The sequence below is a fragment of the Rhizobium sp. JAB6 genome (assembly GCF_003024605.1).
Lineage (GTDB): Bacteria > Pseudomonadota > Alphaproteobacteria > Rhizobiales > Rhizobiaceae > Rhizobium.
Map to the genome: position 1 here is coordinate 125,155 of NZ_PYJQ01000005.1, position 22,177 is coordinate 147,331.

General features: G+C 60.6%; 14 protein-coding genes. 5 read left to right on the top strand and 9 right to left on the bottom strand.

What is annotated here, in order from left to right; genetic code table 11:
• The first annotated feature begins 94 nt into the window (after window positions 1-94).
• From C7U61_RS06475 to C7U61_RS06490, 4 genes are all read left to right on the top strand, one after another.
• A complete protein-coding gene (locus C7U61_RS06475) occupies window positions 95-1,648 on the top strand; it encodes a Do family serine endopeptidase (RefSeq protein ID WP_106997336.1) in 1,554 nt (517 codons plus the stop codon).
• A 186-nt stretch (window positions 1,649-1,834) separates the two neighbouring features.
• Complete coding sequence (locus C7U61_RS06480; protein WP_197044210.1) at window positions 1,835-2,512, top strand: response regulator transcription factor; 678 nt, start codon at window positions 1,835-1,837, stop codon at window positions 2,510-2,512.
• Window positions 2,509-3,924 carry an ATP-binding protein gene (locus C7U61_RS06485; RefSeq protein WP_106997337.1) on the top strand — a complete coding sequence of 472 codons (1,416 nt, stop codon included), beginning with the start codon at window positions 2,509-2,511 and terminating at the stop codon, window positions 3,922-3,924. The genes C7U61_RS06480 and C7U61_RS06485 overlap by 4 nt, the downstream gene beginning before the upstream one ends.
• 105 nt (window positions 3,925-4,029) lie before the next feature.
• On the top strand, window positions 4,030-6,990 hold the full coding sequence (locus C7U61_RS06490) for a bifunctional [glutamine synthetase] adenylyltransferase/[glutamine synthetase]-adenylyl-L-tyrosine phosphorylase (RefSeq protein WP_106997338.1): 2,961 nt from the start codon (window positions 4,030-4,032) through the stop codon (window positions 6,988-6,990).
• Here C7U61_RS06490 and C7U61_RS06495 read toward each other — a convergent pair whose 3' ends face one another.
• Window positions 6,991-9,306 carry a PAS domain-containing sensor histidine kinase gene (locus C7U61_RS06495; protein WP_106997339.1) on the bottom strand — a complete coding sequence of 772 codons (2,316 nt, stop codon included), beginning with the start codon at window positions 9,304-9,306 and terminating at the stop codon, window positions 6,991-6,993.
• A gap of 227 nt (window positions 9,307-9,533) precedes the next feature.
• Window positions 9,534-12,182 carry an aminopeptidase N gene (gene pepN / locus C7U61_RS06500; RefSeq protein ID WP_106997340.1) on the bottom strand — a complete coding sequence of 883 codons (2,649 nt, stop codon included), beginning with the start codon at window positions 12,180-12,182 and terminating at the stop codon, window positions 9,534-9,536.
• A gap of 467 nt (window positions 12,183-12,649) precedes the next feature.
• On the opposite strand from pepN, the gene C7U61_RS06505 reads away from it, so the two are divergent.
• A complete protein-coding gene (locus C7U61_RS06505; RefSeq protein WP_106997341.1) occupies window positions 12,650-13,507 on the top strand; it encodes a hypothetical protein in 858 nt (285 codons plus the stop codon).
• Between the two features lie 9 nt (window positions 13,508-13,516).
• On the opposite strand, the gene C7U61_RS19480 is transcribed toward C7U61_RS06505, so the two are convergent.
• From C7U61_RS19480 to C7U61_RS06535, 7 genes are all read right to left on the bottom strand, one after another.
• Window positions 13,517-13,672, bottom strand: a complete 156-nt coding sequence (locus C7U61_RS19480) for a hypothetical protein (RefSeq protein ID WP_181315810.1) — start codon at window positions 13,670-13,672, stop codon at window positions 13,517-13,519.
• Window positions 13,673-13,731: 59 nt separating this feature from the next.
• Window positions 13,732-13,923 carry a hypothetical protein gene (locus C7U61_RS06510; RefSeq protein ID WP_106997342.1) on the bottom strand — a complete coding sequence of 64 codons (192 nt, stop codon included), beginning with the start codon at window positions 13,921-13,923 and terminating at the stop codon, window positions 13,732-13,734.
• Window positions 13,924-14,063: 140 nt separating this feature from the next.
• Window positions 14,064-14,948 carry a uracil-DNA glycosylase gene (locus tag C7U61_RS06515; RefSeq protein ID WP_106997343.1) on the bottom strand — a complete coding sequence of 295 codons (885 nt, stop codon included), beginning with the start codon at window positions 14,946-14,948 and terminating at the stop codon, window positions 14,064-14,066.
• 107 nt (window positions 14,949-15,055) lie between these two features.
• On the bottom strand, window positions 15,056-16,345 hold the full coding sequence (locus tag C7U61_RS06520) for an Hsp70 family protein (protein ID WP_106997344.1): 1,290 nt from the start codon (window positions 16,343-16,345) through the stop codon (window positions 15,056-15,058).
• Between the two features lie 217 nt (window positions 16,346-16,562).
• On the bottom strand, window positions 16,563-19,682 hold the full coding sequence (locus C7U61_RS06525) for an efflux RND transporter permease subunit (protein WP_106997345.1): 3,120 nt from the start codon (window positions 19,680-19,682) through the stop codon (window positions 16,563-16,565).
• Window positions 19,679-20,914: an efflux RND transporter periplasmic adaptor subunit gene (locus tag C7U61_RS06530; protein WP_106997346.1), complete on the bottom strand. Its 1,236-nt coding sequence runs from the start codon at window positions 20,912-20,914 to the stop codon at window positions 19,679-19,681. The genes C7U61_RS06525 and C7U61_RS06530 overlap by 4 nt, the downstream gene beginning before the upstream one ends.
• Before the next feature lie 420 nt (window positions 20,915-21,334).
• The gene (locus C7U61_RS06535; RefSeq protein ID WP_106997693.1) at window positions 21,335-22,123 is read right to left on the bottom strand and encodes an SDR family oxidoreductase; all 789 of its coding nucleotides are present in this window, start codon (window positions 22,121-22,123) and stop codon (window positions 21,335-21,337) included.
• Window positions 22,124-22,177: the final 54 nt, after the last annotated feature.

A 22,177-nucleotide genomic window follows, 5' to 3' on the forward strand; every position in this document is an offset into this window, starting at 1 on the left:
TCGTTGTAAGGTGCCGTGCCCTATATCACCATCATGAAGAACCACAGCCGGCTCCGCCGGCGCAAATCTGACGAGAAGAAAAGGTAACTCGCATATGTTCAGGAATATCAAGGACACCTTGTCCCGCAGCACCGCTATGAAGGCTTCCGTCGTCGCCGGCCTTGCTGTCGCTGCCCTGGCAACGGGTGTTCCGGCCGTCGTCCCCGGTGCCTATGCCGATGCCGTCAACGTTCAGGCGCCGCAGGTTCCGAGCTTTGCTAACGTGGTGGACGCCGTCTCGCCGGCCGTCGTGTCGGTTCGCGTCGAATCCCGCGTAAACTCGGTTGCGGAGGAGGATGATTCCTTCGGTCTCGGCCGCGGCTTCGATGACCTTCCGGACGATCACCCGCTGAAGAAGTTCTTCCGCCAGTTCGAACAGCAGCAGGGCCGCGGCCAGCAGCGGGGCCAGAACCAGCAGAAGAATTCGGACGACAAGGGCCGCCTGCGTCCTGTCGCTCAAGGCTCCGGCTTCTTCGTTTCTGAAGATGGCTACATCGTCACCAACAACCACGTCGTTTCCGATGGTGCCGCTTTCGTCGTCGTCCTCAATGACGGCACGGAACTCGACGCCAAGCTCGTCGGCAAGGATAGCCGCACCGATCTCGCTGTCCTGAAGGTCGATCCGAAGGGCAAGAAGTTCACCTATGTCGGCTGGGCCGATGACTCCAAGGTCCGCGTCGGCGACTGGGTCGTTGCCGTCGGCAATCCGTTCGGCCTCGGCGGCACCGTGACCGCAGGTATCGTTTCGGCCCGCGGCCGCGATATCCATTCCGGCCCCTATGACGATTACATCCAGATCGACGCACCGGTGAACAAGGGTAACTCCGGTGGCCCGACCTTCAACCTCAGCGGCCAGGTGGTCGGCATCAATACCGCCATCTTCTCGCAGTCGGGCGGCAGCGTTGGCATCGCTTTCGCGATCCCGGCAACGACGGCCAAGGATGTCGTCGCCGATCTGATCAAGACCGGCACGGTTTCGCGCGGCTGGCTCGGCGTCCAGATCCAGCCCGTCACCAAGGATATCGCCGAATCCCTCGGCTTGTCCGAGGCAAGCGGGGCTTTGGTCGTCTCCCCGCAGGACGGTTCGCCGGGCCAGAAGGCCGGCATCAAGAACGGCGACGTCGTCACCGCCGTCAATGGTGATCCGGTCAAGGATCCGCGCGATCTCGCTCGCCGCATCGGCGCCATGCAGCCAGGCTCCAAGGTCGAGGTTTCGATCTGGCGGGCTGGCAAGTCGCAGTCGGTCACGGTCGAGCTCGGCACGCTTCCGGCCGATCAGAACCAGGCCTCCAACGACGACTCGCAGCCGAGCCAGCCTCAGCAGCCGTCTTCCGAGAAGGCGCTGGCCGACCTCGGCCTCACCGTCGGCCCGTCCGATGATGGCAAGGGCGTAGCGATCACGGCCGTCGATCCCGACTCCGATGCCGCCGATAAGGGCGTGAAGGAAGGCGAAAAGATCACGTCGGTTAACAACCAGCAGGTCTCCAACGCCGGCGACATTGCCAAGATCATCGAGCAGGCGAAGAAGGACGGCCGCACCCGCGCCCTATTCCAGATTCAGTCCGGTGACGGCAGCCGCTTCGTTGCTTTGCCGATCAACGCCGGCTGATCCTTCAGACGGATGAAATGCATTGGGAAAGCCGCGCAGGCCACGGCTTGTGCGGCTTTCCTTTTAGAACATGTCGAAAATGAGTGGTTTCGAGGCAGGTGAAAGATGACAACCGCTAGCCAACATGCCGTGACTTCTCCTGATTCTGGTTGTGCCGAGGCAGCGTCGGCAGGTAATGTCGCTCACATGAAGATTCTGATCATCGAAGACGATCTTGAAGCGGCGGCTTACCTTACCAAGGCGTTTCGCGAGGCCGGCATCATTGCCGATCATGCGAGCGACGGTGAGAGCGGCCTCTTCATGGCCACGGAAAACACCTACGATGTCGCCATCATCGATCGGATGCTTCCTCGCCGGGATGGGCTGTCTGTCATCAGCGAACTGCGCCGCAAGGGCGTGCATACGCCGGTTCTGATCCTTTCCGCGCTCGGCCAGGTCGACGATCGCGTTACCGGTCTGCGTGCCGGCGGCGACGACTACCTGCCCAAGCCCTATGCCTTCAGCGAGCTTCTCGCCCGCGTGGAGGTACTCGGCCGCCGCAAGGGAACGCCGGAGCAGGACGTTCTCTATCGTGTCGGCGATCTGGAGCTGGATCGCCTCTCGCATGAGGTGCGCCGCGGCGGCAAGGAAATCCTGCTGCAGCCGCGCGAATTCCGCCTCCTTGAATATCTGATGAAGAATGCCGGCCAGGTCGTCACCCGCACCATGCTGCTCGAAAATGTCTGGGACTATCATTTCGATCCGCAGACGAATGTCATCGACGTCCACGTTTCGCGCCTGCGCTCCAAGATCGAGAAGGATTTCAGCCAACCATTGCTGAAGACCATTCGTGGCGCCGGATACATGATCAAGGACGAGGGATGAGCCGCTTCCGCGTCCTCTTCAAGTCCACCGCAGTCCGCCTTTCCGCCCTCTACATTCTTCTTTTTTCGCTCTGTGCAGCGACGCTGGTTTTCTACGTCACGGCCATGTCCGAGCGGCTGCTGACGGAGCAGATCCGCGATGCCGTCCAGCAGGAAGTCAGCCAGGTCAAGCGTGCCTATGACATCGGCGGCCTGAACCTGCTTCTTCGCACCATGGAGCGCCGCGCCCGCCAGCCGGGGGCCAATCTCTATGTCATTGCCGGCCCTTCCGGCGATATTCTGGCCGGCAATGTCGCCTCCGTGCAGCCCGGCGTGCTCGGCCAAGCCGGCTGGACGGAGCTGCCCTTCGTCTACGAGCGCTATACCGACGCCTCCAACGATCCGGAGCGCCGCCATCTGGCGATCGCCAATATCTTCATTCTCGACAACGGCTTGCGCATCCTCATCGGCCGTGACCTCGGCGAGCCCGAGCGCTTCCGTGTGCTGGTCCGCCAGGCGCTGATGCTGGCACTGGCGATCATGGGCCTTGGCGCGCTGGTCATCTGGTTCGGTATCGGCCGAAACGCGCTGAAGCGCATCGACCGGATGACGGATGCCGGCCGTAAGATCATGGCGGGCGATCTTTCCCAGCGCCTGCCTGTCGGCGGTTCCGGTGACGAGTTCGACCGAATGTCGGCATCGCTGAATGCGATGCTCGAGCGTATCGAGAAACTCAACGAAGGGCTGCGGCAGGTCTCTGACAACATCGCCCATGATCTCAAGACTCCGTTGACGCGCCTGCGCAACAAGGCGGCCGATGCGCTCGACAATGCCGATAGCGAAGGCCGCCGCGCGGCGCTCGAGGGCATCATCGCTGAGTCCGATCAGCTGATCCGCACCTTCAACGCGCTCCTGATGATTTCCCGCGTCGAGGCGGGCTCCGTGGCCGCCGAGTTGACGGCAGTCGATCTTTCCTCCATCGTCGCCGATACGGCCGAGCTCTACGAACCGGTGGCGGAAGAGGTGGGCCTGACACTCACCGCCGATATCGAGCCCGAGGTGGAAGTGCAGGGCAATCGCGAGCTGATCGGCCAGGCGCTGTTCAATCTCATCGACAATGCTCTCAAATATGCGTCGGGTTGCAGCGGCGAACCGGCGATCACCTTCAAGCTGGCGCGCACGAGTGACGCGGTGACGCTCGCCGTTGCCGATCATGGGCCGGGCATTCCCGCCCATCAGCGTGCCGATGTGGTCAAGCGTTTCTTTCGGCTGGACGAAAGCCGCTCCAAGCCTGGAACCGGCCTTGGCCTCGCGCTGGTGGAGGCCGTGATGGAGCTGCATGGCGGCCGGCTGGAGCTTTCCGATACCGATCCCGAAAATGCGGATGCAAAGGGATTAACGGTCACCATGATCTTCCCCATGCAGAAACAATAGGTTAATCCTGCACTGGAGCCGGAAGAAATAGAGCATGATGTTGTCCGAAATCCCCTGACACTTTTCGGCATCATGCTCCATCCGCTTGCTGTTGGGGAGAACTGCATGACGACGACGCAAAGCGATTTGCTGCGGGACGTTTCGGCCGGGCGGCTGCGGCCGTTGAACCAGGCGGAGGCGAAGTCAGCCCTGGCGGATCTCAAGCAGATTGCCGGAGCCGAGCCCGTCGTTGCCGATCTGCTGGCGGGCGAGAGCGCATTGCGGGATTTCGTCGTCGCCGCCCTCACGCTCTCCCCTCATTTGCGGGAAACCGCCAATCTCGAACCGTCTCTTCTCGTCGCCGCCATCGAAAAGCCGCTGTCGCCGCAGATCGAAGCATTGGCCGGGGAAGCCCGGCAAGCCTGGCTGCCGGCGGAGGGCGGAGGCGCTTCGCCTTCCGAATCCGAGGTAATGAGCCGCCTGCGTATTGCCAAGCGCCGCGCGGCCTTTCTCATCGCGCTCGCCGATCTCGCGCGCATTTATGACGGCAAGGTGACCACCCGTTGGCTGAGCCGGCTCGCAGAGGCCGCTATTTCCGCAGCCGTCGACCATCTGATGCTGTCGTCGCATGAAGCCGGCAAGATCAGGGTCCCCGATCCCGCCGCTCCGGGCCAAAAATCGGGCCTTATCGTGCTCGGCATGGGCAAGCTTGGAGCGGAAGAACTGAACTATTCCTCCGATATCGATCTGGTCGTCTTCTTCGATGAGACCGCGGGCATCGTCCCGGATCCCGATGATGCCATTGACATCTTCCCGCGGCTGATGCGGCGTCTGGTGCGTATCCTGCAGGAGCGCACGGCGGATGGCTATGTGTTCCGAACCGATCTCCGCCTGCGCCCCGATCCCGGCTCGACGCCGCTTGCGATCCCTGTCGACGCCGCGATGATTTACTACGAGGGCAGGGGGCAGAACTGGGAACGCGCCGCCTTCATCAAGGCGCGGCCCGTCGGTGGCGATATCGCCGCCGGTCAGGCCTTCATCCGCGATCTCGTGCCCTTCGTCTTCCGTAAATATCTGGATTATGCCGCGATATCGGACATCCACTCCATTAAGCGGCAGATTCATGCGCACAAGGGACACGGCGCGATCGCGGTCAAAGGTCACAACGTCAAGCTCGGCCGCGGCGGCATTCGCGAGATCGAGTTCTTCGTGCAGACGCAGCAGCTGATCGCCGGCGGCCGCATGCCCGCCCTCCGCTGCCGATCGACGGAGCAGACGCTTGCCGAATTGACCGAGGCGAAGTGGATCGATGCGGAAACCCGTGACGAGCTGACATCGGCCTATTGGTTCCTGCGGGACGTCGAGCATCGCATCCAGATGGTGCGTGACGAGCAGACGCACCTGCTGCCGGAAACCGACGCCGAACTCCGGCGCATCGCCTATATGATGGGTTTTGCCGACATTTCGGCTTTCTCCGAAGCGCTTGTGACGACATTGAAAACCGTCGAGCGCCGCTATGCGCGCCTGTTCGAACAGGAAACCAAGCTGTCGAGCGAAACCGGCAACCTCGTCTTCACCGGCCAGGGCGACGATCCCGACACGTTGGAAACGCTGCGGCGCCTCGGCTTCGATCGGCCGTCCGACATCGCCAATGTCATTCGCACCTGGCACTACGGCCGGTATCGTGCCACGCAATCCGTCGAAGCGCGCGAGCGGCTGACGGAGCTGACGCCGGAGCTGCTGCGCGTCTTCGGCGAAAGCAAGCGCGCCGACAAGGCTTTGCTGCGCTTCGACAGCTTCATTTCCGGCCTGCCGGCAGGCATCCAGCTCTTCTCGCTGCTCGGGACCAATCCGGCGCTTCTCTCGCTCATCGTCAACATCATGTCGTCCGCGCCACGGCTTGCAGAGATCATCGCAGCCAAGCCGCATGTCTTCGACGGCATGCTGGATCCAAGGCTCATGGCCGAACTGCCGACGCGCGATTATCTAGCCGAACGCCTGAAAAGCTTTCTGGCCCCGGCGAGGCATTATGAAGAGACGCTCGACCTGCTGCGCATCTTCGCATCCGAGCAGCGCTTCCTGATCGGCATTCGCCTGCTGACGGGCGCAATCGGCGGAACGATGGCGGCCCGCGCCTTCACTGACCTTGCCGATCTCATCGTCGAAGCGGCGCTGGACGCCGTCATGAAGGAGATCCGCGCAGCGCATGGGGAATATCCCGGCGGCCGCGTCGCCGTCGTCGGCATGGGCAAGCTTGGCAGTTTCGAGCTCTCGGCCGGTTCCGACATCGATATCATCCTGCTTTACGATTACGACGATGCGGCGGCTGAATCGTCCGGTCCGAAGCCCCTGGATGCGACGCGATATTTCACGCGTATCACGCAGCGCCTGATCGCTGCCCTTTCGGCGCCGACGGCCGAGGGCGTGCTCTACGAGGTCGATATGCGTCTGCGGCCGTCAGGCAACAAGGGCCCGGTCGCAACCCGCATCAACTCGTTCGAGAAGTACCAGCGCGAGGAAGCGTGGACCTGGGAGCACATGGCGCTTTCGCGGGCGCGGCTGATCTGCGGCGACGAGGCATTGGTGAACGATGCAGAGCGCGTCATTGGCGAGGTTCTCTCTGCAAAGAGAGATGCCGCCAAGATCGCCAAGGATGTTCGCGAGATGCGCGCCATGATCGAGCAGGAAAAGCCGCCGGCGAGCATTTGGGATCTGAAGCTGATATCAGGCGGGCTGATCGATATTGAATTCATTGCGCAATATCTGCGCCTGATCGCACCTGCCCGTGGCGTCGGCATCGATGCAAGCGGCCTCAGTACGGCCGAAGCGTTGAAACTGCTCGGCGGCAGCCTGATGGATCGAAATGATCTCGATGTCTGCCTCAAGGCGCTGCAGCTCTACACGGAAGTGTCGCAGCTCATCCGCCTGTGCATCGACGGTACGTTCGATCCGAAAAACACGCCTTCCGGCCTGATCGAACTGGTCTGCCGCGCCGGCGATTGCCCCGATCTCCGTACGCTGGAAGCCGAGCTGAAGCGCCTGTCGAAAGCGGTGCGGAAAGTATTCCAGGCGACGGTCGGCAGCTGATCAGCGCTGATCCGGGATGCGGATTGCGATAACAGTGCCGATGCCCTCGCGGGACCGGATGCGCATGCGGCCGTGATGCAGTGCCGTCAGTGAGCGGGAAATGGCGAGTCCGAGGCCGGAGCCCCCCTTGCTTTTCGCATATTGGCTCTGCACCTGCTCGAAGGGCTGGCCGATCTTGCTCATCGCCGATTTGGGAATGCCGATGCCAGTATCGGCAATGACGAGCATGACGGCATCCCCAACCCTGCGCGTGCGCACCGAGATGCGGCCGCCGTCATTGGTGAATTTCACCGCGTTGGAGAGCAGGTTGAGCACGATCTGCTTCATCGCCCGACGGTCGGCATGGAGCTTGATGTCGGAAGAAATGCGCTGTTCGACGAGAATGTTCTTCTCTGCCGCCGGAATGCGGGTGAAGCGCAGGCATTCCTCTATGAGCGGCGCGAGATTGATCTGCTCGCAGCTGAGCTTCATATGCCCTGCTTCGATCTTCGACATGTCGAGAATGTCGTTGATGACGTTAAGCAGATGCTTGCCGCTGTCGTGAATGTCCTTGGCATATTCATTGTAACGGGCCGAGCCGAGCGGGCCGAACATCTGGTCCTGGAGGATTTCCGAGAAGCCGAGAATGGCGTTGAGCGGCGTGCGCAGCTCATGCGACATATTGGCCAGAAATTCGGATTTGGCCTTGTTGGCGGCTTCGGCGCGTTCCTTCTCCGCAAGATAATTGGTGTTTGCAGTCGAAAGCTCCGCCTTCTGCTTTTCGAGAATGCGTCGCGATGCCGAGAGATCGTTAATGGTTGCCATCAGCCGGCGCTCCGATTCGCGAAGCCGCTCCTGATTGCGCTTGAGCTGGGTAATGTCGGTGCCGACCGAGACGAGACCGCCGTCGCGGGTGCGGCGCTCATTGATCTGCAGCCAGCGCTCGTCGGCAAGCTGAACTTCCGTCGTCTGCGAGTGATTGGAGCGGCCCGGATCGACGATGCGGCGCTCGATGACGGGCCGCGCGGCAGCTGCATTGACGACGGCGCGTTCGGTGCCCGGTACGAGCACGTTGTCCGGCAGGCCGTATGCCTGCTGGAAATGGGCGTTGCACATGACCAGGCGATCGTTCTTGTCCCACAGGACGAAGGCTTCGGAGGTGCATTCGATCGCGTCGGCAAGGCGCTGATCGGCCTCCGCATAGCGCTGCGCCAGCCGGTGCTGCTCGGTCACGTCCATGGCGATGCCGATCATGTGGACGCGGCCGGAATTGGTCCGGATCACCTGGGCGCGGGCGCGCATCCAGACATAATGCCCCTTGGCGTGGCGAATGCGCAGGATCTGGTCCACCTGGCCGGCATTGCCGCGGGTGACGGTGCGGGCGAGCATATGCAGGCTGTTGTCATCCGGATGCATCAGCCGCGCCGCGTCCGTGAAGGCGAGCGGTTTGTCGGCGACCGGCAGCCCGAGCATGTCGTACATCGATCGCGACCAGAAGAATTGCCGGCTGGTGAAATCGAAATCCCAGAGGCCGCAGCGCCCGCGCGACAATGCCGTTTCGACCCGCAGGTTGGATTCGAGGAAGATTTCGTCTGCATCCCGGGCACGCTTCACCTGGGTGTAGTAGGCATAGAGGATGACGAGCAGGATGGAGGATATGCCGGCAAAGAGTGTGACGTTCAAGGTCAGCTCGTCGCGCCAGAGCTTTTCGATCTCATCCATCGACGCTGCCGACAGAATGAAATCGCCCTTGTCGCCGATCAGGGAAATCGCGGCATAATAGGGCTCGCCGCCGATCATGGTTTCGATCACGCCCGCATGATCGCCGAAATTGCGGATGGCCGTCACCTCCGGAAAGAAGTCGGAGACGAGCATGCCGATATAGCCGGAGCCCGCGGTCGACGAGCCGAATACGCGGCCGCTCGACTGCACGAGCAGGACGAAGGCGCCGTTGTCCAGCCGGTCCTGGGGGAGGTAGGAGGCGAGTTTCCGCTCCGCGCCGCCGCGATCGCCGGCTTGGAACAGGCTGGGATCGTTCGAAAAGGCGGCGGCTGCGGCCGCGATGGAAAGCGAGGTCGTGCGCCGCGCCGAAGCCGCCATGCGGCTATGTTCCGTGATCATGCCGAAGAAATGCGAGGCGGCAACGACCAGCAGGAAGGAAACGATGAGGACGGGAATGATGCGCTTGAGAATATGCTCCGTCTGCGGAAAACGATGCGAAATCGTCTCCATCCGCACTCCGGTTCGATCGGTAACGCCGCTATGCCAGGATTTCAGACCGTCGAAATTAACACGCAGCCGTCCATCGGCCGCGGTTGCCCGCCGCACGTCCACCATCGCTTTAGCCTTGTCCCTCGTGTGATTCGCTGCGCCGCTCGCCCGAATCTGCCTTAATGAATCATTCGTGATTCGGCTTGTCCAGAGGGTGCGGTAAAACTTTCTTAACCATCCGCGATTTCAGCATATTTTACACACGCAGCGGTAAGTTGCATGCTTTCGGGACTCGTTGAAGCTGAAGGCCGATGCAAATCAGCCTTTGAAATCGGCGCACCGGGCGATCGAAATCACTCCTTGAGGGTGCGCTCGACGATGTCGCGCACGTCGGTCGAAAGGCTGCCCGAACGCTCGATCCGCATCAGCGCCGAACGGGCATGATCGGCGCGTACGGGTTCGAGGAGCCGCCATGAGCGCATCGAGGTCAGGATGCGGGCCGCAAGTTGCGGATTGCGCTGATCGATCTCGAGGATTTCGTCGGCGAGGAAATTATATCCGGCGCCGTCGGCGCGGCCGAAGCCCGTGGGATTTGCGAAGGCAAAAGTGCCGATAAGCGAGCGGACGCGATTAGGGTTGGTGCGCTTGAAGAGCGGCGTTTCCATGAGCAGCCGGATCCGCTCCAGCGCGCCGGCGCCGGGGATTGCCGCCTGAATGGCGAACCACTTATCGATGACGAGCGCATTGTCGGCGAAGCGGTTCTGGAAATGCGCAAGTGCTGCTGCCGTCTGCGTCATATCGGGGAAGCGCTGTGCGAGAATGGTGAGCGCGGCGCTGAGGTCGGTCATGTTGTTCGCAGTATCATAGGCAGCCTTCGCCCGCGCCGGCGTTTCATCCAGCTGTGACAGGTAGCCGAGTGCCGCATTGCGCAGGGCGCGGCGTCCGGCGCTTGCTGCGTCGGGGCTGAATGGTCCCGGCGTCTGCATGCTGTCATATAGCGCGGTGAAGACGTCCTTTCCGGCCTCGGCGATGCGCTTGATGATCGTCTGGCGCGCCGCATGGATGGCATCAGGATCATTGTTGCCGCCAAGCTCTCGGGCAATGTCGGATTCACTCGGCAAGGCAAGCGCTTGGGCCCGAAAGGCAGGTTCCAGGCTTTCGTCGGCTGCGGCAGCCAGCAAGGCATCAGTGAAGGCCGAATCGCAAGTTATGTCGGCACCCTGGCGCGCATCCCGTGCGGCTTGCAACAGGTTCGGCAGGCCAAGATCGATCAGCGCCTGCCAGCGGGCGAAATGATCGGTCTCATAGCGGGCGATCAATGCCAGATCCTTAGGGCTCTGGCTGAACTGCAGATTGATCGGCGTCGAGAAGCTGCGATTGAGCGAAAGGACCGGCCGCGAGGGAATGCCGTGGAACGTCACCGTTTGCGTCTGCTTCGTCAGGTGCAGCACGTCGTCCGTCAGCTCCGCTCCGGTCACGGATGCCGGCGTGATGACATTGCCATTTTCGGCAAGCAAGCCCATGCGCAGCGGAATATGCATCGGCTTTTTGACCGTCTGCCCGGGCGTTGCCGGTACCATCTGTTCTAGCGACAAGATAAATGTCTTGGCGTCGGCATCATAGGCGCCGGATGCGGTGACGAGAGGCGTACCGGCCTGATGGTACCACAGCGAAAACTGCGTGAGGTCGCGGCCGCTGACATCCTCGAAACATCTAACGAAATCTTCGATCGTTACGGCCTGTCCGTCATGCCGATCGAAATAAAGGTCCATGCCTTTCTTGAACAGATCGCGGCCAAGCAGCGTCGCGATCATGCGTGTGACCTCGCTGCCCTTCTCATAGACGGTTGTCGTATAGAAGTTGTTGATTTCACGATATGTCGTTGGCCGCACCGGATGGGCAAGCGGGCCGCTGTCCTCCGGAAACTGTTCCGATTTCAGGTGACGGACTTCGGCAATCCGCTTGACCGGACGCGAGCGCTGGTCGGCGGAAAATTCGTGATCGCGATAGACGGTGAGGCCTTCCTTGAGGCAGAGCTGAAACCAGTCGCGGCAGGTGATGCGATTGCCGGTCCAGTTGTGGAAATATTCGTGCGCGATGATGGCTTCGATATTGGCGTAATCGGCATCGGTCGCCGTCTCGGGATCGGCCAGAACGTATTTGTCGTTGAAGACGTTGAGACCCTTGTTCTCCATCGCCCCCATGTTGAAGTCCGATACGGCGACGATCATGAAGATGTCGAGATCGTATTCGCGGCCGAACCGCTCTTCGTCCCACTTCATCGAGCGCTTCAGCGCGTCCATGGCGTAGGTCGCGCGCGGCTCCTTGCCGTGTTCGACATAGATCTTCAGCGCGACCTCACGGCCGGACATTGTGGTGAAGGTGTCCTCGACGACGCCGAGATCGCCGGCCACGAGCGCGAAAAGATAGCTTGGCTTCGGATGCGGATCGAACCAGGCGGCGAAATGCTTGCCTTCACCATAGCCGGCGCCGCCGAGGAAATTGCCATTCGAGAGCAGCAGCGGATTGGCGGCCTTGTCGGCAATGATGTTGACCGTATAGGGCGCCAGCACATCCGGGCGATCGGGGAAATAGGTGATGCGGCGGAAGCCTTCGGCTTCGCACTGCGTGCAATAGATGCCGCCGGTGCGGTAAAGGCCCATCAATTGGGTGTTGGCTTCGGGATTGATGACGGTGGTGATTGTCAACTCGAAAGGTGTGCTTTCCGGCAGGTTGCGGACGGTCAGGCTTTCTGGCGTCGCATCATATTGCCCGGGGGGAAGTTCGCTCTGATCGAGCAGCAGGCCGGAGAGAACCAATTCGTCGCCATCAAGCACGAGCGGTGCATTCGTATCGATACCCTCCCGCCGATGAAAGATCAGCCGTGCCTCCACCTTCGTCTCGGTCGGATGGAGATCAAAGGTGAGATCCACGCGTTCCAGAACGAAGTCGGTGGGGCGATAGTCTGCCAGATTGACGATCTGGCCGGTGTCTGTGCGCATGGTCTATCCTGATCAGGCTATGCATCGGCGGGTCCGGTCCGAAGCTTTCCTCCGAACCGAAAGTGGCAGCATCATTACATCGAAATCTGAACCAAAGTTAAAGTCATATCGCAACGTCGATATGTTTTGTTACGGCACGATAAGTATTCGCTTACCGAGCTATTCTCATTTCAGATGTTCGAATGAAATGCGGCAATTCTCCACCTGCATTTGCAGGCCAATAGTAGAATTGCTGAACATAACGTTCAGGCGGAACATGATTGCACTACCCTCACATGCAGACCGTTACCGTCAGAGAACGATATTTTAAAGTAAACCATCGTTTAACCTCTTGCGATATCGGCAAGCTTGCATGACTATAGCATGCTATTAGATATGGGAATTATGATCGATTCGGGGGAATTCGTTCACAAAGATGAAACATCAACTTTCTGTTGCTTTTTAAGAAGGGCACCCAGGAGGCCCGATTGAGTTTTCCCGCCGAGCAACTTGCTCGCCATCCCAAGTTTCTGGCGTCCTTGCGCTTTCTTTCCGAGACATTGCGTAACCGGTATGACAACGGTCCGAGGATTGCGCGTATGCTAGCCTCGCATCAGCGTTGGCTTCTAAGTCAATCCGCCTATGCGCTCCATCTCGAACATGATCCAGAGCGTCCCCGGTCCGGGCTGACTGTCGTCGCGCTGCGTGACCTCATCACGCATTATCGCATTGCCAGCCGCAATACGGTCTTGAGCTTTATCGAGGAGTTGCTGACCTATCGCTTTCTGGAATTGGCTCCCGGGCCGGCTCGCCGCCCCCGGCGCTATGTGCCGACTGAAACCACCTACTCGGGGATGTTCGGTTGGTATCTTGCCAATCTGGCCGCGCTCGATCTGATCGACGATGGTGGCCGCGCTGCCGCGCTGGTCGCCTCGCCGGCGCTTCTGGACCTAGCGCAGCCGCGCATGGCGCGCACCTGCCTGGCAGCCGATCTTTGGCGTGAGCCGCCGGAAAGCGTCGGTCTGTTTCTTTGGACGGAATCCGGGGGTCTCGTCGTCGATTACATCATGTCGAGGCTCGACCTGGATGGGGAGGCGGGCGATCGGATCGATATCGGTCACGTCGATGCGCGCGCCTTGGCAGCCCATTTCATGATATCGCGAACGCATCTCCAACGCATCTTGCGCAAGTCCGCCAATCGCGGCGACGTCGGCTGGTATGAAGCCAAGAAGACGCAGATGTGGATCTCGCGCAATTTTCTCGACCAGTATTGCGGGTGGCAGGCCATAAAGTTCGCGGCAGTCGATGAGGCCTTTACCTGGGCGCAATCCGCCTCCCGAGGCTGATCCCGATCCTTAAAGCGGGACGCTGGCAGCCGCAGTTGGCGCATCACGGCTGCCGTTCTTGCGGAAGTTGCGTGCGCGCTCGAATTCTTCGGCGGCGCGCACCGCGGAGCCGATATGGCCGACGGAATCTAACAGGGCGATGAATGGACGCAAACCCGAAGACATGATGTCGTTCCTGATACTCAAACGTTTTGCTGGATTGCTGCGCTCTTCGCGCTCATCGGTCAGCAGGCGCGGAAATCGGCGAAGATCGCCGTCGGACGGCTGACGCGAGCCGACGTTCCTGTGCCTCGCGCGGTCATCTGCTCATTGGCAGCAATGCCGAGGTTGCGATGTCCGCTTGTGGCGCGTACGGGCTCCAGCGCGCGGCGCAGGGTATCGAACCCGCAGTGGATAGGACGAAAACGTGCAGTCATGGCCTTGGTTCCTTTAGAGATTCCTCCCAAGACACCAGCACATATTGCAGTGCAATATTCATTTCGCAACGCACAACAGAAGAAGACTGCCATGCATAAAACGCATGGCCTTTGTCATCTTTGATTAGTAACTGTGAGAATCAGCCTAATTTACCGGCGATATAATTCTTGAAGGTAAGGAGATCGCTCCAAGCCAGCCGCTTGTTGATCGGAGCGGTCAGCAATTCCTGGGGATGCAGGCTGGCGATAGCCGGTATTGCGCGACTGAGAACGCTTATTTCCCGCCACTCTCCCCGCAATCCATGAATGGTTTCGGTACTTCCGAAAAAGTGCCGGGCAGTGAAATTGCCGAGCAGAAGCACCGCTTTAGGCTCGGCTAGCGCAATCTGCCTTTCTATGAACGGACGGCATATCTCGATTTCGGGCGGGGAAGGGGCGCGGTTGCCCGGCGGCCGCCATGGAATGACGTTGGTCAGCAGGATCTCATCGCGCTGCAAGCCGATGGCGGCAAGCATTCTGTCGAGCAACTGTCCCGCGCGCCCGGCAAACGGCACCCCTTCACGATCGTCATCGGCGCTCGGCATTGGCCCGATCACCATGATGCGGCCTTCCGGCGTACCGCTGGCAAAGATCGTCGATCGCGCGCTGTTCTTGAGATTGCAGCCGTTGAAGGCCTCGAGTGCCGTCTTCAGTTCGCTGAGCGACCGCGCGCTTTCGGCCGCGAATCGAGCCTGCTCCACGGCTTGCTCATCGGGGATGGCGGGCGTCGTACGCGGCAGCGCTGCTGCGGGAGATGACGCCGGCTTGGCGGCCGGGCGGCGCTCGGTTTGCGGCCGCGCCGCAGGTGCTTGAGTTTCGGTCCGAGGCTGCGCAGCCCGCGCGCCCTGTCGTGCGGCGCGCATAGCCTCAAATTCGGCAAAGCGGTCCACCGGCTCATCTTCCAGCAGCCAGTCGACGCCGGCATCCGCATGGAAATGCAGAAGGGCGGCAAGTTCGGCCGGTGTGAGGTCGCTGGCGGAAATCATGGGCGGACTCTAGAGCAATTCCGGGAAAAGTGTATAGCGGTTTCCGTCTGGAAGTGCGTAGAAACAAAAAGATAGAGCTGGAACGAAAGGGCAGGGTGGCGGCGATCTCAAGCCGTCCATTGGGCGATATCGTCACGCTCGCCGATCAGGGCCAGACCATGGGCGATGGACAGCAGTTCGCCGCCCGTCTCGATGCGCTCCTGGCCGAATCGCTCCGTGAAGATGCGCCGTACCGCCGGCACGAAGGAGGTGCCTCCTGTCAGGAACACTTTGTCGATCGCGTCCGGAGATGTGTTGGTGGTCGCCAGCACATCGTCCAATGCCCCTTCGATACGGGCGAGATCCTCGGCGATCCAGCTTTCGAAATCGGCTCGGCGTACATGCTTGCGGCCGGCCTTGCCGAGCGGCGGGAAGTTGAATTCGGCCTCTTCCTCGCTCGAAAGTGCCATCTTCGTCGCCGATACGGCCTGATAGAGGGGATAGCCTTCGTCATGCTCGACCAGTTCGATAAAGGTTTCCAGCTTCTCCGGCTCCAGGCTGCTGCGCACCAGTGTTTTCAGGTCGGCATATTCGCGCGAGGTCTTGAAGATCGAAAGCTGGTTCCAGCGCCCGAAATTGGCGTAGTAGGAGCTCGGTACTTCCAAAAGCTTGTCGAAGCTCTTGAAGAGGCTGCCCTTGCCGATGGCAGGCGAAACGATGTTGTCGATCATCCGGAAATCGAAATGATCGCCGGCAATGCCGACACCGGAATGGCCGATCGGTGTCGCCGTCAGCCTTCCGCCATGGGTCTCGAAGCGGATGAGCGAATAGTCGGTTGTGCCGCCGCCGAAGTCGGCGACCAGCACGGTCGCATCCTTCTTCAGGTGCTGGGCGAAGTAGAAGGCAGCCGCTACCGGTTCGTAGACGTAGTGGATTTCCGGAAAGCCGAACCGGGCAAGCGCGGCGTTATAGCGCTCCGTCGCAAGGGCCGGATTCGGGTTGGCGCCGGCAAAGTGTACAGGCCGGCCGGTAACGATGCGCGAAACATTTTCCGGCCAGCCTTCTCCCGCATAGGCTCGCAGCCGGCGCACGAAGATCTCCATCAGATCCTCGAAGCTGTGGCGCTTGGCGAAGATCAGCGTGCCCTGGAAGAGGGCGCTCGCCGCAAAGGTCTTGATCGACTGCAGGAAACGACAGTCGCCGGGATTGTCGATGAACTGCCGGATGGCCGCGTGCCCGGCCTCGACCTTGAGGGCGGCTGCGCCCAATCCCGGGTCCTTCATGAAGGAGAGCGCCGTGCGCATGCTGTCTGCCGTGCCCGCAGCGCTGTTGAAGGCGACTGATTGTGTCGCGGGTCCATCGGCCACCGCCAGAACCGTATTCGTCGTGCCAAAGTCGAAACCAAGCGCCCGAGCCATGCCCGCACTCCTTTCCGTCGAAATTGTCTGGATTGGGCCAAGCCCCTATGAGACGCTGACGCGCCCTGTCGCAAAGAGGGCGCGTCATGACATGGCTGAGCTTCAAGTTCAAGCCGGGAAGAGGCTTTTCTTTTGCCCGCCGGGAGCATCGGTCGGCGGCGCTTCCGCGCCCGCTTTCCCGGTAAAAGAAACGGGCACCTTTTGGCGCCCGCTGATCTTATTCGGCAGCGATCGCGGCTGGCGGATCCTTGTGGTGCGGGTCCGCGTCCTTGCGCTTTCCAAAGCGGCTCAGGAAGTCGTTGAGGCGGTTCATCTCCAAGAAGATGACGGGGGTGATGAACAGCGTCAGAAGCTGCGAAACCACCAAGCCGCCGACCACCGCAATACCGAGCGGCTGACGCAGCTCGGAGCTCGCACCGCCGCCGACGGCGATCGGCAGGGCGCCGAGCAGGGCGCAGAAGGTCGTCATCATGATTGGGCGGAAGCGGCGCACGCAGGCTTCATGGATGGCCTCCGCAGGCGATATGCCCGTTGTCGAACGCAGCGTCTCCAGCGCGACGTCGATCATCATGATCGCGTTCTTTTTCACGATACCGATCAGCATCAGCAAGCCGATGAGCGCGATGATCGAGAGGTCGAAGCCGAACACTTTCAAGGCGAGCAGGGCGCCGAGAGCGGCAGCCGGCAGACCGGAGAGAATGGTCAGCGGATGAATGAAGCTCTCGTAGAGAACGCCGAGGACCACGTAGATCGTCAGCACGGCGGCCAGGATCAGGTAAGGCGTGCTGCCCTGCGACTGCTGGAAGATCTGTGCCGTACCGCCGTAGGACGTGAAGATGTCCGCCGGCATGTTGATGTCCTTCTTGATCTGGTCGATCTTCGCCGTGGCGTCGCCAAGCGCTTCACCGGCCGGCAGGTTGAAGGAGACCGTTGTCGACACCAACTGGCCCGTCTGGTTGATGGTGACCGGACCGGTGGTGCGCTGGACATGAGCGAAGTCGGACAAGGGAACCAGCGCACCTTTTGACGAAGCAACGTGGATATCCTGCAGCCTTTGGTCGTCCCAGGGCTTGCTGGTGTCGAATTCGACCATCACGTCATAGCTGTCGCCCGTCGTCTGGATCTGTGCGGCGTCATAGCCGCCGAACGCTTCCTCCAGCGTGGTGCGCAGCTGATTGTTGTTGATCCCGTATTGTGCCGCCTTTTCGGTATCGACGACGATGTTGGCCTGCAGAGCGTTATTCTGCTCATCCGAGGCCACGTCGGTAAAGCTCGGATCGCGGCGCATCGCATCCAGCATCTTGTTGGCCCAGAGATTGGTCTGGTCGGCACTCAGCGCCTGGATAATGAGCTGATATTGGCTGGCCGTTTGGCGGCCGCCGAAGCGCAGGCTCTGCTGTGGCGTAATATAGGCCTTCAGGCCGGCGATAGTGCCGATGCTGGCGCGCAGTTCACGCAGCGTCTGATCCAGCGGCGCCCGCTGCTCCTTCGGCTTCAGCTGGACAAACATGGTGCCGTTGTTCAACGGCTGGCGGACACTGCCGCCGACGATGGACATGACGTGGTCGACGGCGGGGTTCTGCCTGACGAGCGCCGCAGCCTGGTTCTGCAGGTCGCGCATCGCCGGATAGGAGATGTCCTGACGGGCCTGGGTGGAGATTTGCAGGCGGCCGATATCTTCAGTCGGAAAGAAGCTCGCCGGCAGCACCATGAAGAGATAGACCGAGAGCGCGACCGAACCGAGGAAGCTCAGGAGAACCAAACCGCGATTGCGCAGACACCAGGCAACACCCCTGTCATAGCCACGCTGGGTCCAGTCGAAGCCGCGGTTGAAGAGGCGAACCGGATACGGGGGTTGGCTGTGGCCGGCAGAAAGACGCGAGCTGAGCATCGGCGTGACCGTGAGGGACACGACCGCGGAAGACACGATGGCGATGGCGACCACCATGCCGAACTCGTTGAAGATGCGGCCGACCACGCCACCCATCAGCAGGATCGGGATGAACACCGCGATCAGCGAGATGGACATGGAAATGATGGTATAGCTGACTTCGGCCGATCCCTTGATCGCCGCCTGCAGCACCGGCATGCCGTCTTCGACATGCCGCAATATGTTTTCCAGCATGACGATCGCGTCGTCCACCACAAGGCCGACCGCGAGCGTCAATCCGAGCAGAGATATGTTGTCGATACTATAGCCGAGCACATACATCATGCCGAAGGTCGAAATCAGCGACAACGGCACGGCAAGGCCGGGAATGATCGTGGCCGTGACGTGACCGGTGAACAGATAGATCACCAGCACGACGAGGCCGATGGTCAGCATCAAGGTGAATTTGACATCCTTGATGGCATCGCGGATCGGCTGCGCCGAGTCGTTCATGACATGCGTCTGCACAGAGGCCGGAATTTCCGCATGGAGTTGCGGCAGCTTGGCATTGATCGCATCGACCACATCGACCGTATTGGCGTCGGGCTGGCGCTGGATGGCAAGAATGATCGCCTGTTTGCCGTCATACCACGAGCCGGCATTGGTATTCTGCACGCTGTCCTGCACGTTGGCGACGTCGCTCAGATGGATCGGCGCGCCGTTGGGGTTGGCAATGACGAGCGACTTGAACTGCGCGGCATTGGTATTCTGGGTATTGGCATTGAGCGTCATGCTCTGTTTGTTGTTCTGCAGAGTGCCGACCGGAACCTGGCTGTTGGCATTGACGATGGCGGAATTGACGGTATCGATCCCGATACCGCGGGCCAGCAGCTTGTCAGGATCGACTTCGACACGGACCGCATAAGTCTGGGCACCATAGACCGTCACTTCGGCAACGCCCGGAAGGGTCGACAGGGACGGCGAAATGATGTCCTCGGCAATTTCGTCCAGCTTGCTGCGTGGCATCGTATCGCTCTGCACTGCAAGCAGCATGATCGGGGCGTCGGCCGGGTTCGTCTTCTTATAGCCCGGCGGCGTCGTCAGATTGTTGGGCAATTGACGTGTCGCGTTCGAGATCGCGGCCTGAACGTCGGCCGCGGCGGCATCGATGCTGCGGTTGAGATCGAACTGCAGCACAATACTCGTATTGCCGAGGGAGTTCGTTGCCGAGATTTCACTGATGCCGGGGATGGTTTCGAACTGCTTGATCAGCGGCGTGGAAACAGAGGTCGCCATCGTCTGCGGCGAAGCGCCGGTCAGCTGCGCTGAAACGTTGATGGTCGGAAAATCCACCTGGGGCAGGGCCGCGACCGGCAGAAGCTGATATCCGGCCAGGCCGGCCATGACCACACCCAACGCCAGAAGTGTCGTCGCGACCGGTCGCTGGATACAGAATTGCGGGATCATTGCTGTGCTCCAACCGAAATCGTTTCGCTCTTCTCGCTCGGCTGATCGCCGGCTGCAGCAACGTTTTCAGACTTTTCGCCGTTGAACTGCTCGACGACCGTCTGCCCGTCTACCAGCTGTACCTGTCCTTCAGTAACGACATGATCGCCTTCCGAAAGCCCCTTGGCAACTGCGGTAAAGCTGCCGTTCTGCCGCTCCACGGTAACGGGCGTCAAATGAACCTTGTTGTCCTTGACGACATAGGCATAGAAGCCGTCCGGACCGGGGCTGATCGCAACCGTCGGAGCGACGATCACGGGCTCGTTATCGGTCAGATGAACGACGACGTTGACCGATCTGCCGGGCCAGATCGCACCATTGGCATTGTCGAACTTCGCCTTGACGAGGATGGTGCCGGAGGCGGTATCGACGGTATTGTCGAAGAAGCTGACTGTACCCTGCCGAGACTTGCCCTTGCTTGAATTCGGAACGGTGCTGACGGGCACCGCGCCGGCCTTCATCGCTTCCTCCAATTCCCGCAGCTGATTTTCCTGCATGTGGAATTGCACGTAGATCGGATTGTATTGCGTGATGGTCACGATCGCTGTGCCGGGCGTTACATAGGCGCCGGGGCTGGGAACGACATTGCCGAGGCGTCCGTCATAAGGCGCCCTGATCTGCGTATTTTCCAGAAGAACCTGATCGGATGCGAGCTGAGCCTTGTCGGCATTGACGTCGGCAGCCGCCGTATCGCGAGCTGCCACGGCCTGATCGACGGTCTGCTGCGTTCCGGCATTGTTGAGGAGGCTCTTGGCTCGCGTGAGAGCCGCTTCTGCCGCCACGAGCGTCGCCTGGTCCTTGACTACGGTGGCCTGGTCCTTGGCGACGGCGGCCTGCGCGGTCCGCGCATCGAGCTTGGCGATCAGGTCGCCGGCCTTCACCATCGCGCCGTCCTGCGCTTCGATCGATGTGATGATGCCGGACTCCTGCGCGGCTATCGTCGTCATGTTCTGCGCCACAGCCGAGCCTGTTGCTGCAATATCGTTCGGCAGAACTCTCTTCTCGACCGCGGCCGTCTTGACCACGGAAGAGAGCGCCTTGTGCTTTTGATTTCCTGCAGCCTTGCCGGCATCCTTGGTTTCTGCGGAGGCTTGATCGACAAATGCCGCAAGGAAGGGAATACGGTCGCGATAGCTCCATACGGCAAGGGCTGCGACGACAATAAGGCCGAGGGGAAGCCAAAATTTTTTCATATTTAAAGAACCGGGTCGGGGCTTGTTGCAGGAAGCGCGGTGACGGTGAAGTGTATGTGCCGCGCCGCACAACAAAGACGCGCCTTGCCGCAATTCATCACATCGCCGTCGCCGCTAACGTTCGGTAATTCTGTCCCTTTTTACGCGAATTCTTGAACGCTGATGCCAGACAATCTACCACAGTTCCGCATGGCGAAAAATTAAAGCTTGGAAAGCTTTGGAATAGGTTCCGTTTGTGCAGGGCAATAAGCAGTCAAATGGCTATTTTTTGATTGCCATTATGTAATATTCGGCCGGAAAAACAGCCTGAGGCGGTATTTATACTCCAAAGACGTGCTGCAGCGTGCAGAAAGCGTCTCCGCCGCTCACGGAATTGTGTTGCAGGCCTTCTTGTAAAGGCCTGCTCGTTGGCGGACTTTCTTAAAGAGAGCGGGCAGCTCCCCCGTCGCAGCGTATCATGGTGCCGGTGACGTAGCTTGCCGGTTGGCTGCAGAGGAATGCCGCCGTGGCGGCGAACTCCTCCACACGGCCGTAGCGGCCGGCCGGGATGCGCTGCTGACGTTCGGCGCTGACATCCTCCAGGCTCCTGCCTCCGCGCTTGGCCGCGGCTGTATCGAGCTCCGCCAGCCGATCTGTCGCAATGCTGCCCGGCAGCAGCATGTTGACCGTGATGCCATGCGCGGCCACTTCGCTGGCCAGCGTCTTGCTCCAGCCGGCAAGCGCCGGACGCAGCGTGTTGGAAAGCGCGAGATTGGGGATGGGTTCGATGACGCCGGAGGAAGCGACGGTAAGAATGCGGCCCCAGTTCTGTGCCTTCATGCCAAGCAGGAGCGCATTGGTGAGAGTGATGATCCGCGACACCATGGAGACGAAATAGGTCTCCAGCCGGTCAGCGGTCATATCCACCGTCGTTCCGGGAGTCGGACCGCCGCTATTGTTGACGAGAATATCGACGCCGCCGAGCTTCTCCGTAGTGGCCTTGGTGACGACGTCCACGAAGTTCTCGTCGTTGAGATCGGCCCAAATCCAGTCTGCCCGACCTTTGCCTTCGGCATTGATGGCCTTGCAATTGTTCTCGAGCCTTTCGCCGCTGCGGCCGCAGAGCAGAACGTTTGCCCCCTCGCGGGCGAGCGCCACCGCAATGCCATGGCCCAGCCCCTTCGACGAGGCGAGCACCAGCGCGCGCTTTCCGCCAATACCAAGATCCATTCCGATTACCTTCATGCTATTCGAATTGCCTGAGCGCCATTTATAAGGCCCCAT

What these genes read in the sequence shown, in the direction of transcription:
- C7U61_RS06530 (WP_106997346.1), bottom strand. Translation starts at nt 20,914, where the DNA reads ATGAAAAAATTTTGGCTTCCCCTCGGCCTTATTGTCGTCGCAGCCCTT.
- C7U61_RS06480 (WP_197044210.1), top strand. Translation starts at nt 1,835, where the DNA reads ATGAAGATTCTGATCATCGAAGACGATCTTGAAGCGGCGGCTTACCTT.
- C7U61_RS06525 (WP_106997345.1), bottom strand. Translation starts at nt 19,682, where the DNA reads ATGATCCCGCAATTCTGTATCCAGCGACCGGTCGCGACGACACTTCTG.
- C7U61_RS06495 (WP_106997339.1), bottom strand. Translation starts at nt 9,306, where the DNA reads ATGGTGGACGTGCGGCGGGCAACCGCGGCCGATGGACGGCTGCGTGTT.
- C7U61_RS06515 (WP_106997343.1), bottom strand. Translation starts at nt 14,948, where the DNA reads ATGATTTCCGCCAGCGACCTCACACCGGCCGAACTTGCCGCCCTTCTG.
- C7U61_RS06490 (WP_106997338.1), top strand. Translation starts at nt 4,030, where the DNA reads ATGACGACGACGCAAAGCGATTTGCTGCGGGACGTTTCGGCCGGGCGG.
- C7U61_RS06485 (WP_106997337.1), top strand. Translation starts at nt 2,509, where the DNA reads ATGAGCCGCTTCCGCGTCCTCTTCAAGTCCACCGCAGTCCGCCTTTCC.
- C7U61_RS06520 (WP_106997344.1), bottom strand. Translation starts at nt 16,345, where the DNA reads ATGGCTCGGGCGCTTGGTTTCGACTTTGGCACGACGAATACGGTTCTG.
- C7U61_RS06535 (WP_106997693.1), bottom strand. Translation starts at nt 22,123, where the DNA reads ATGGATCTTGGTATTGGCGGAAAGCGCGCGCTGGTGCTCGCCTCGTCG.
- C7U61_RS06475 (WP_106997336.1), top strand. Translation starts at nt 95, where the DNA reads ATGTTCAGGAATATCAAGGACACCTTGTCCCGCAGCACCGCTATGAAG.
- C7U61_RS06510 (WP_106997342.1), bottom strand. Translation starts at nt 13,923, where the DNA reads ATGACTGCACGTTTTCGTCCTATCCACTGCGGGTTCGATACCCTGCGC.
- C7U61_RS19480 (WP_181315810.1), bottom strand. Translation starts at nt 13,672, where the DNA reads ATGTCTTCGGGTTTGCGTCCATTCATCGCCCTGTTAGATTCCGTCGGC.
- pepN (WP_106997340.1), bottom strand. Translation starts at nt 12,182, where the DNA reads ATGCGCACAGACACCGGCCAGATCGTCAATCTGGCAGACTATCGCCCC.